The 9,474-nt window shown below is 72.2% G+C and carries 11 protein-coding genes; 6 read left to right on the top strand and 5 right to left on the bottom strand.

Going from position 1 to position 9,474, the window contains the following annotated elements; genetic code table 11:
* Position 1 precedes the first annotated feature (1 nt).
* The gene (locus BMW85_RS00960) at positions 2-871 is read right to left on the bottom strand and encodes a helix-turn-helix domain-containing protein (protein WP_425434314.1); all 870 of its coding nucleotides are present in this window, start codon (positions 869-871) and stop codon (positions 2-4) included.
* 122 nt (positions 872-993) lie between these two features.
* Between BMW85_RS00960 and BMW85_RS00970 the strand changes: the two genes are divergently transcribed.
* The 3 genes from BMW85_RS00970 (at position 994) to BMW85_RS00980 (ending at position 2,484) form a co-directional block, all read left to right on the top strand.
* Complete coding sequence (locus BMW85_RS00970; RefSeq protein WP_091077069.1) at positions 994-1,623, top strand: DUF998 domain-containing protein; 630 nt, start codon at positions 994-996, stop codon at positions 1,621-1,623.
* 35 nt (positions 1,624-1,658) lie between these two features.
* Positions 1,659-1,952 carry a DUF4287 domain-containing protein gene (locus tag BMW85_RS00975; protein ID WP_091075587.1) on the top strand — a complete coding sequence of 98 codons (294 nt, stop codon included), beginning with the start codon at positions 1,659-1,661 and terminating at the stop codon, positions 1,950-1,952.
* 109 nt (positions 1,953-2,061) lie between these two features.
* On the top strand, positions 2,062-2,484 hold the full coding sequence (locus BMW85_RS00980) for a spore-associated protein A (protein ID WP_143082057.1): 423 nt from the start codon (positions 2,062-2,064) through the stop codon (positions 2,482-2,484).
* A gap of 21 nt (positions 2,485-2,505) precedes the next feature.
* On the opposite strand, the gene BMW85_RS00985 is transcribed toward BMW85_RS00980, so the two are convergent.
* Together BMW85_RS00985 and BMW85_RS00990 are read right to left on the bottom strand one after the other, a co-directional pair.
* Positions 2,506-3,414 carry a helix-turn-helix transcriptional regulator gene (locus tag BMW85_RS00985; protein WP_091075592.1) on the bottom strand — a complete coding sequence of 303 codons (909 nt, stop codon included), beginning with the start codon at positions 3,412-3,414 and terminating at the stop codon, positions 2,506-2,508.
* 264 nt (positions 3,415-3,678) lie between these two features.
* On the bottom strand, positions 3,679-3,885 hold the full coding sequence (locus BMW85_RS00990; protein WP_091075594.1) for a PLDc N-terminal domain-containing protein: 207 nt from the start codon (positions 3,883-3,885) through the stop codon (positions 3,679-3,681).
* A 151-nt stretch (positions 3,886-4,036) separates the two neighbouring features.
* Between BMW85_RS00990 and pflB the strand changes: the two genes are divergently transcribed.
* The 3 genes from pflB to BMW85_RS01005 all read left to right on the top strand — a co-directional run bounded on the left by pflB (position 4,037) and on the right by BMW85_RS01005 (position 8,048).
* Complete coding sequence (gene pflB / locus BMW85_RS00995; RefSeq protein WP_091075596.1) at positions 4,037-6,271, top strand: formate C-acetyltransferase; 2,235 nt, start codon at positions 4,037-4,039, stop codon at positions 6,269-6,271.
* 10 nt (positions 6,272-6,281) lie between these two features.
* Positions 6,282-7,007 (top strand): pyruvate formate-lyase-activating protein, encoded by a 726-nt coding sequence (gene pflA, locus BMW85_RS01000; protein WP_091075598.1) that lies wholly within the window; start codon positions 6,282-6,284, stop codon positions 7,005-7,007.
* Between the two features lie 87 nt (positions 7,008-7,094).
* The gene (locus BMW85_RS01005) at positions 7,095-8,048 is read left to right on the top strand and encodes an Acg family FMN-binding oxidoreductase (RefSeq protein WP_091075600.1); all 954 of its coding nucleotides are present in this window, start codon (positions 7,095-7,097) and stop codon (positions 8,046-8,048) included.
* A gap of 3 nt (positions 8,049-8,051) precedes the next feature.
* Here the strand turns inward: BMW85_RS01005 and BMW85_RS01010 are convergent, their stop codons facing one another.
* Together BMW85_RS01010 and BMW85_RS01015 are read right to left on the bottom strand one after the other, a co-directional pair.
* Complete coding sequence (locus BMW85_RS01010) at positions 8,052-8,753, bottom strand: universal stress protein (RefSeq protein ID WP_091075602.1); 702 nt, start codon at positions 8,751-8,753, stop codon at positions 8,052-8,054.
* A 182-nt stretch (positions 8,754-8,935) separates the two neighbouring features.
* A complete protein-coding gene (locus BMW85_RS01015) occupies positions 8,936-9,460 on the bottom strand; it encodes a DoxX family membrane protein (RefSeq protein WP_091075604.1) in 525 nt (174 codons plus the stop codon).
* Positions 9,461-9,474: the final 14 nt, after the last annotated feature.

The following is a 9,474-nucleotide window of genomic DNA, read 5'->3' on the forward strand; positions in this document are numbered from 1 at the left end:
GTCACCCGGGCGGGCAGACAGGGCAGGGCCCGCTCGGCGCGGCGGGGGCAGTGTGGTCCTCGGGCAGGAGGAAGGCCAGCAGGCGGTGGTGGTCCCCCATCCGCACCGGAGCGAGCGTGGTGATGGTCAGCCGGACGTGATGGTCCTCGTCGTCCGGCCGGTCCGGGTCGGTGTGGCCGGGCTCGCGGAAGAGCATCGGCCTGGACGGGCCCTGGACCAGCAGGTCGGTGCCGCTCGCCCAGATGCGCTCGGCGTCCGGGCTGCGCTCGCGCAGGTCGTCGACCACGGCCATGAGCTCGTGGCCGTGCCGTTCGCGCATCGCCCGGCCGCGGACCAGCGACATCAGCGCCGTCGCCTCGCGCTCCCACTCGACCATGACGTGCTTGGAGTGCTCCTGAAGGAAGAACCAGTGCAGGATGGTGCGCTCGCCTTCGGGCACGGCGGTGAAGTCGCAGATCCACCGGGCGAAGGCGGAGTTCTGGCTCAGGACGTTCCATAATCCGTCGGTCACGTAGGCGGGGTGCGGCTCCAGGGCGTCGACCAGCCGGCGCAGGGCCGGGTCGGGTTCGGCGGCGTGGTCGGGCTCGGGCGGGGTGCCGTTCGCGAGGTACCACAGGATGCTGCGCTCGTCCTGGCTGAGCTGGAGCGCCGAGGCGATGGACTCCAGCAGCTCGGCGGTGGGGCGGTGTTCGGCGCCCTGCTCCAGCGCGCTGATCGTGCGGATCGAGTAGCCCGTGACGTAGGCCAGGTCCTCCTGGGTGAGCGAACTGCCGCGGCGGGACCGTCGCGCGGGCAGCCCCGCCTGGTCGCGGGAGATCCTGGCACGGCGCTCGCGCAGGAACTGGCCGAGGAGCTCACGGCTGTCGTTCAGGGTCTCCCCCTTGCCGCTTCAAGCAGGAAATGACGTTGCCGGTAACGGTATCGCCGGTGACGGCCCGCCAGGAACTCAGTTTGCTCTGGCGCCGCGGCGACGCCGTTCCGATCATGGTCGGCATGACAACTCTTGAGGCAAGAACCCGGCGACGGCCGCCGCTGCTCACCGCCGGGCTGGCGGCGGCGCCGATCTGGATCCTGCTCGCCGTGGTCCAGGCGGCCACCCGGACGGGCTTCGACCTGACCCGGCATCCGGTCAGCATGCTCTCGCTGGGCGAGCTCGGCTGGATCCAGATCTCCAGCTTCGTCGTGACCGGCGTGCTGACCCTGTGCGGCGCGGCGGGCCTGTACGCCACCGGCGCGGGCGGTGTGTGGGGGCCCCGCCTGCTCGGCGTCCAGGGCGCCGGCCTGATCGTGGCCGGCCTCTTCCCCGCCGATCCTGGCTTCGCCTTCCCTCCCGGCACGCCGGACGTGCCCGGGACGATGAGCGCGGCCGGCGCGGTGCATCTGGCGGCGGCCAGTGCGTCGTTCCTCGCGATGATCGCGTTCTGCTTCGTCATGAGCCGGCGCTTCGGCGGCTCGTCCTGGGCCGTCGCCGGCCGCGCCGGCGGCGCGCTGCTGGCCGCCGGCCTCTGCTGGGCGATGAGCGGCGCGGCGGGCGGGCCGCTCGCCATGTTCGCCGGGGTCGTGGCGGCGTGGGCCTGGATCACGGTGACCATGGCCAAGCTGGAGCGGGCCGCTCAGGGCTGACGGGCCCGCTCCCCTGTTTCCCGGAAGGAGAAGACATGTCGTTTCAGGCGTACCTGGACAACATCGAGGACAGGACGGGGCTGACGCCCCGGCAGTTCGTCGAACTCGCGAAGGAACGCGGGTTGGACAGCCCTTCGGTCAAGGCGGGCACGATCGTCGAGTGGCTCAAGCAAGACTACGGTCTCGGCCGTGGGCACGCGATGGCCCTGGTGCACGTGATCAAGAAGGGCCCCGAGATCGGCACCAAGCATGTCGGCAGCGCGGGGACGCATCGGGACGAGTCACACCTGCTGTGGCTGGACGGAAAGGACAACCGCCCCGCGTCCTGACCCGGAAGCGGATCTTTGTGTCAAGTCTCACATCGCGCGCATTCTACGGGTGAAGCGTCGGGAGCCGGTGATATCCATGATCGAAATGTCGGCGACCGAAAGGATTTTCGTGCGCATCCGTAAGCTGGCGACCCTCCTGTCCGGTGCGGCCCTGGCCGCCTCGACCACGCTGGTGGCGGGCGCCGCCCCCGCCGCCGCGGCCGGGCCCTGCGGCAGCAGCTACACCCGCGTCGGCGTCTACCCGATCAAGAGGGGGGACGGGACCCGTACGGGCACGCTGGAGGTCCACTACAGCTCCAGCGCCGGCAAGAACTGCGCCCTGACCTACGGCTACGGCGCCTACGCCAACACCCCGAGCTGGAAGAGCGTCGTCATCTCCCGGGCCGACGGCAGCGGCCGGGATCCCGACTCCGGCACCTACACGTACTACGCCGGCCCCGTGTACGTCTCCGCGGCCGGCCAGTGCATCGACGTCCAGGGGACGGTGCCGGACTGGGTGACGCTCAAGCTCGACAACGTGCACTGCGGCTGAGCCCCGCGCCTGTCCCCCGGCTCAGGCGCTCAGCGGGCCGGGGGGCAGGTGGCTGGGCCGCAGGGCCTGCCGCTGCGCCCAGGAGGCCAGCCGGCGCAGGGCGAAGTGGCCGGGGCTGCCGGGCGGCGCGGTGACGAGGATGATGACCTGTTCCTGGTCGTCCACGGTGGTCAGGGCCTGCCAGTCGAGGTCGAAGGAGCCGGCGACGGGGTGGTGCACGCGGTTGTGCCCGAACGGGTGCATGGTGACCAGGTGCTGGTTCCACCAGACGCGGAAGTCGTCGTCGCGGCGCAGCAGCTCGCCCACGAGCTCCTGCAGCCGCGGCTGGCCGGGGTAGGTGCCGGCCGCCATGCGCAGGCTGGAGACCGCTTCGCGGGCCCGGGCGGGCCAGTCGTCCTGCATCGCCCGGACCTGCGGGTCCAGGAAGATCATGCGCACGTAGTTGCGGTGCGCGGGCGGCATCGCGGCCAGGTCGCCGAGCAGGGCGGCGGCGAGCCGGTTCCAGGCCAGGATGTCCTGGTAGCGGCCCAGCACCAGAGCGGGCGTGTCGACCAGGTTGGTCAGCAACCGCACGGTCTGCTGGCTGACCCGCTGCTCGCCTTCGTCGGTCTGCTCCCCCGTGTACGGGTCGGCGAGCTGGCACAGATGCCGCTGCTGGTCGTCGTCGAGCCGCAGGGCCCGGCCGATGGCGGCCAGCACCGAACGGGAGGCGGTGCGGACCCGGCCCTGTTCCAGCCGGGTGTAGTAGTCGGTGCTGATGCCGGCCAGCTGGGCCACTTCCTCCCGCCGCAACCCGGGGACCCGGCGCGGGTAGGCGGGCTCCGGCAGTCCGTGTTCGGCCGCGGTGACCGCGGCTCGCCGGGCGATCAGGAAATCGGCCAGCGCTCCTTTCGGTGAGGCGAGGTCGAAGGACGGGCTGTGCGCATCCATATCATCCGATGATGGCATCCGAGCGGCCGAACTTCCGGGGAAAAGAATTCCTAGGAACAATTGATCCTTCCGCTTTACCGAGTCCATCGGCCACGGTAGACGGGGAAAGGGCGGCAAGCGGGACCTGCGGAACACTGGAGGGGGGCCGTGGGATCGGTTTGCCCCTTTCCTGTGGTCGGAGGGATCAAAACCTCCAATGCCGCACGATTCCACCGTCCTCTCACATTGCGGGAGGACGGTGGAATCACAGCACAATTGTTCCGGTCATCTCCGCCGTCCCCACAGCAGGTACGCGACGGGCCCCACCGGCTGAACGAAGATCGCCGGCCACCACAGTGCCTTGCGGCCCCGCACATCCGCCGCGGGCCGCCGGCTGAGGTCGACCGCGGCGGCCGCGGTGAACGCGAGCTCCACGGACGCCAGCGCGATCACCGCGCCCCGCTGCCTGCCCGACATCTCGTCCCAGCGCATCACGGGCTCCCTTCACTCGTTCGTACCGGCACCATTGTGACGGTTCACCCCAAGGACGTTCGTCCCGGCCACCGGTGTCCTTGGCCCGCTGTGCCCGGCTCGCCGGCGCGGCACGGTGGGAGAGGACCCCAACCGGGACGAAGGAGTGACGATGAACGCGACGGCGGCGTGGCGTGGATTCCGCGGTGCGAACTGGCGGTCGGCCGTGGACGTGCGGGCCTTCATCCAGGCGAACTACACGCCTTACGAGGGTGACGACCGCTTCCTGACCGGGCCGACCGAACGCACCCGCGCGGTGTGGGAGAAGGTCTCGTCCCTGTTCCCCGAGGAGCGGCGGCGCGGGATCCTCGACGCCGACACCACCACCCCGTCCTCGATCACCTCCCACCCGCCCGGCTACATCGACCGCGACCGCGAGCTGATCGTGGGCCTGCAGACCGACGCGCCGCTGAAGCGGGCGATCATGCCCGCGGGCGGGCTGCGCATGGTGGAGACGGGCCTGGCCGCCTACGGCTACAAGCTCGACCCGGCGGTGAAGGAGATCTTCACCTCGTACCGCAAGACCCACAACGACGGCGTGTTCGACGCCTACACCCCCGAGATCCGGGCTGCGCGCCGGTCCGGCGTCATCACCGGGCTGCCGGACGCCTACGGCCGTGGCCGCATCATCGGCGACTACCGCCGCGTCCCGCTGTACGGCGTGGACCGGCTGATCGAGGCCAAGCAGGCCGAGCTGCGCTCCCTGGACGACGCGGACGCCACGGACGCCGTGATCCGCGACCGGGAGGAGCTGTCCGAGCAGATCCGCGCCCTCGGCGAGCTGAGGACGATGGCCGCCTCCTACGGCCACGACCTGTCCCGTCCCGCCGCGACCGCGCACGAGGCGGTCCAGTGGCTCTACCTCGCCTACCTGGCCGCGATCAAGGAGCAGAACGGCGCCGCCATGTCGCTGGGCCGCACCTCCACCTTCCTGGACGTCTATCTCGAACGCGACCTCGCCGAGGGCCGCATCACCGAGGAACGCGCGCAGGAGCTCGTCGACGACTTCGTGATCAAGCTGCGGATCGTCCGCTTCCTGCGCACCCCCGAGTACGACCAGCTCTTCTCCGGCGACCCCACCTGGGTGACCGAGTCGATCGGCGGCCTCGGCGAAGACGGCCGCCCGCTGGTCACCCGGACCAGCTACCGCTTCCTGCGGACGCTGCGCAACCTCGGCCCGGCCCCCGAGCCGAACCTGACCGTCCTGTGGTCCCCCCGGCTGCCCGAGCCGTTCAAGCGCTACTGCGCCGCGCTGTCGATCGAGACCAGCGCCATCCAGTACGAGAGCGACGAGCTGACCCGCCCGCGCACCGGCGACGACACCGCCATCGCCTGCTGCGTGTCGGCGGCCCCGGTCGGCAGGCAGATGCAGTTCTTCGGCGCCCGGGTCAACCTGGCCAAGACCCTGCTGTACGCGATCAACGGCGGCCGCGACGAGCTCACCGGCGCCCAGGTCGGCCCCGCCCACCCGCCGCTCACCGGCGACGTCCTCGACTACGAGGAGGTCACCGAGGCGCTGGACCGGATGATGGACTGGCTCGCCCGCACCTACGTGAACGCGCTCAACATCATCCACTACATGCACGACAAATACGCCTACGAGCGGCTGGAGATGGCGCTGCACGACTACCCGGTCAAGCGCACGCTGGCCTGCGGCATCGCCGGGCTGTCCGTCGCCGCCGACAGCCTGTCGGCCATCAGGCACGCCCGCGTCGAGGTGATCCGCGACGCCACCGGCCTGGCCGTGGACTACCGGGTCACAGGCGACTACCCGGCCTACGGCAACAACGACGACCGCGCCGACGCCATCGCCGTCGGCCTGGTGCGCTCGTTCATGGCCAAGATCCGCGAGCACCGGGCGTACCGGGACGCCGAGCACACCCAGTCCGTTCTGACGATCACCTCCAACGTGGTCTACGGCAGGCACACCGGCAACACGCCCGACGGCCGCCGGTCCGGCGAGCCGTTCGCCCCCGGCGCCAACCCGATGAACGGCCGCGACCGCCACGGCATGATCGCCTCCGCCCTGTCGGTCGCCAAGCTCCCCTACGACCAGGCACTCGACGGCATCTCCCTGACCAACACGGCCACGCCCGACGGGCTCGGCCGCACGCCGGACGAGCGGGTCGGCAACCTGGTCGGCGTGCTGGACGGCTACTTCGACGCCGGCGGCTTCCACATGAACGTCAACGTGCTCACCCGCGCCGTCCTGCTGGACGCCATGGAACACCCCGAGCGCCATCCGCAGCTCACCGTGCGCGTCTCCGGCTACGCGGTGAACTTCGTCCGGCTCACCCCGGACCAGCAGCGCGACGTCGTCAGCCGCACTTTCCACGGCTCGCTGTGAACGGCCCGAGATGAACGGTTCCGTCAGCTCCTGGGACCTGTCGGTCGGCGTGGACGGCCCCGGCACCCGGTTCGTCGTCTTCACCGCGGGCTGCCCGCTGCGCTGCCGCTACTGCCAGAACCCGGAGACCTGGCGGATGCGCGACGGCCGCCAGGTCCCCGCGGACGAGATCATGGCCGAGATCGGCAAGTACCGGCGCTTCATCTCCGTCGCGGGCGGCGGGGTGACTGTCAGCGGCGGCGAGCCGCTGCTGCAGCCGCGCTTCACCGCCGAGCTGCTGCGCCGCTGCCACGACGACGGCCTGCACACCGCGCTCGACACCTCCGGACTGCTCGGCGTACGCGCCACCGACGCGATGCTGGCCGACACCGACCTGGTGCTGCTCGACATCAAGTCCTTCGACCCGGCCACCTACCGGCGCGTGACGGGCGGGCCGGTAGAGCCGACGCTGCGCTTCGCCCGCCGCCTCGCCGACCTGGGACGGCCCACCTGGGTGCGGTTCGTCCTGGTCCCCGGCCTCACCGACGCGCCCGCGAACGTGGACGCGCTGGCCGCCTTCGTGGCGGGCCTGGGCAACGTCGAACGCGTCGACGTCCTGCCCTTCCACCGCATGGCCACCGGCAAGTACGACCGCCTCGGCCTGCGTTTCCCCCTCGCCGACGTCGAGCCGCCGGGCCAGGAGCAGCTCGACCGCGTGCACGCCCGGTTCCGCGCGCACGGCGTGGTCTCGGTCTGAGCAGGGGACCTTCGGCCCCGGGACAGGGGCCGCACGGCACTCACCGCCGCCGGCCGGATGCGGGAGCGTCGTCGTAGGAGGTGCGCCATGTCCGTCTCACTCGCTGCCGAACTCAACACCAGGCGACTGCTTGAGGCCGCCGGCCGGGCCCCGTCGGTGCTCAACACCCAGCCCTGGCGGTTCCGCGTGGTCCACGGGGAGTTCGTCGAGGTGCTCGCCGACCAGGACCGGCGGCTGCGCGTCAGCGATCCGCGTGGCCGCAGCCTGCACGTGAGCTGCGGCGCGGCCCTGTTCAACCTGCGGCTGGCGATGCGCACGGCCGGGCACCGGCCGATCGTGTGGCTGCTGCCGTCGCCGGAGGAGGAGCCCGACCTGCTCGCGGCGGTGCGCATGGGCGCGGAGCTGCCGGTCCCGGCGGAGCACCGCGAGCTGTACGACCTCATCCCGGTCCGCCGCACCAACCGCCTGCCGTTCTACGACCGGGCGCTGCCGCGTCCCGTCCTGGCCGAGCTCCGGCTCGCGGCCGCGCGGGAAGGCGCGGCCCTCCTGCCCCTCGACCGGCACGCCACGAGCGACACGCTCGGGTACGCCGCCGTCGCCGAGGACGAGCTGGCCGGCGACCACGACTACCGCGCCGAGCTGGCCGCGTGGACGATGCCGGGCGCGCGGTACGACGGCGTCCCCTCCTATGCGCACGGGCCGCACGCCCTGCGGGACCCGTCGCCCATCAGGGACTTCGGGCGGCAGGAGTACACGGCGCACTTCGAGGAGCGGCCCCAGCTCGCCGTCCTCGTCACCGCGGGCGACCGGCCCGCCGACTGGCTGCGCGCCGGTCAGGCCCTGCAGCGGGTCCTGCTCGTCGCCGCCCGGCACGACGTGTCGGCCTCGCTGCTGAACCAGTCGCTCGACCTGCGCGACATGCGTGGACGCAGGGACCCGCACCACCGGCGCGGGCACCCGCAGGCCGTCATCCGGTTCGGCTACGGGCCGTACGTGCCCGGCACACCCCGCCGCCCGGCGGCCGAGCTGGAGCTCAGGTAGTCCTCAGCCTCCCACCACCGCCACGGGGCAGGGCGCGTGCTGGAGGAGTGAGGCGGCGACGCCGGCGGGCGCGGCCCGCCGGCGGCCGGCGACCACGAGGGTCGCGGTCCCGAAGTCGGCGGCCTCCTGGACGGGCACGCCCGGATGGCGGGCCGCCCACGCGGTCACGTCCGCCGAGGTGGCGAGGGGCACCCGGCGCAGGGCGGCCTCCTCGAACGCGAAGTCCAGCACGGCGGCGTCCGGGTCGCGGTCGGCCACGACGACCGGTCCCGGCTGCGACGCCGCGGGCAGCGGCCCCGGCCCGCGCACCACGATCACGGGGCAGTGGGCGTGCGTGGCGACGTACCCGGCCACCGAGCCCACGACCGCTCGCGGCAGCGCGCTGAGCCCGCGCGAGCCGACCACGACGAGCGCGGCCTCGTGGGAGAGCTCGACGAGGCGCTCGGCGGCGGGACCCTCGTGCAGGTCCGTCTCCACGGTGAGGCCGGAGCTGGTGTGGCGGGCGCAGTCGGCGCCGTGCCACAGCACGTGCTCGGCCGCCTTGCGCAGGTGGGACCTGGCCTCCTCGGGGGCCTCGCCGTACGGCCACTGCCAGGCGTGGGCGACGGTCAGGGACAGCCCGCGGAGCTCGGCCTCGTCCAGCGCCCAGTCCAGCGCCTGCATCGAGAAGGCCGATCCGTCGTAGCCGAGAACGATGTGCTTCATGCCGCTGCCTCCTGTCCGTACGCCTGCCCACGTCAGAGTGGCCCTACCACCAGCCTCGTACGGGCGGGCGCGGCCCCGGCAGGGACTTTCGGCCCGCATGCCGGGGCCGTCCGGCTCTGACTGACCCCCGGCAGCACGACGCCCACCTCCGGCGTCCGGAGGTGGGCGGGTGACCGATCGTGCTACTTGAGCCAGGGGGTGCGCTGGACGATCGGCAGGTTGCCGAGCCCTAAGGTGCTCCCGGCGCCGGCGAGCGCGAGGCCGATGAGGACGAGCGAGTAGATGATGTGGTCGTCCATGAACGGGTTGGTGTCCAGCGGCAGCTCGGCGGCCCACATCAGGAGCAGCATCGCGGTGCCCGCCCCGGCCGCGACACGGGTGCCGATGCCGAGGACCAGGGCGAGGCCGACGCCGAGCAGGCCGGCCATGAACAGCCAGTCCACCCAGCCCTGACCGGCCAGGTTCGAGAAGAAGCCGCCGAGGGCGTTCTCTCCGGTGCCCTTGAGGAACCCGGTCGTGGGGCTTCCGCCCGCGGTCCAGGCGCGCTCGGCCGGCGTCGCGAAGCCCCAGCCGAAGGTCTTGTCCAGGAACGCCCACAGGAACACCCAGCCGATCGCGATCCGGGTGACCGCCCAGACGTAGTCGACGGGGCGGCGCGCTCCCGCGGTGCCGGTTTCCATGACGGGCCTGTTGCTCGTGGCGGCCATGACGGCCTCCCTTC

This window comes from Nonomuraea wenchangensis, assembly GCF_900111685.1.
Lineage (GTDB): Bacteria > Actinomycetota > Actinomycetes > Streptosporangiales > Streptosporangiaceae > Nonomuraea > Nonomuraea wenchangensis.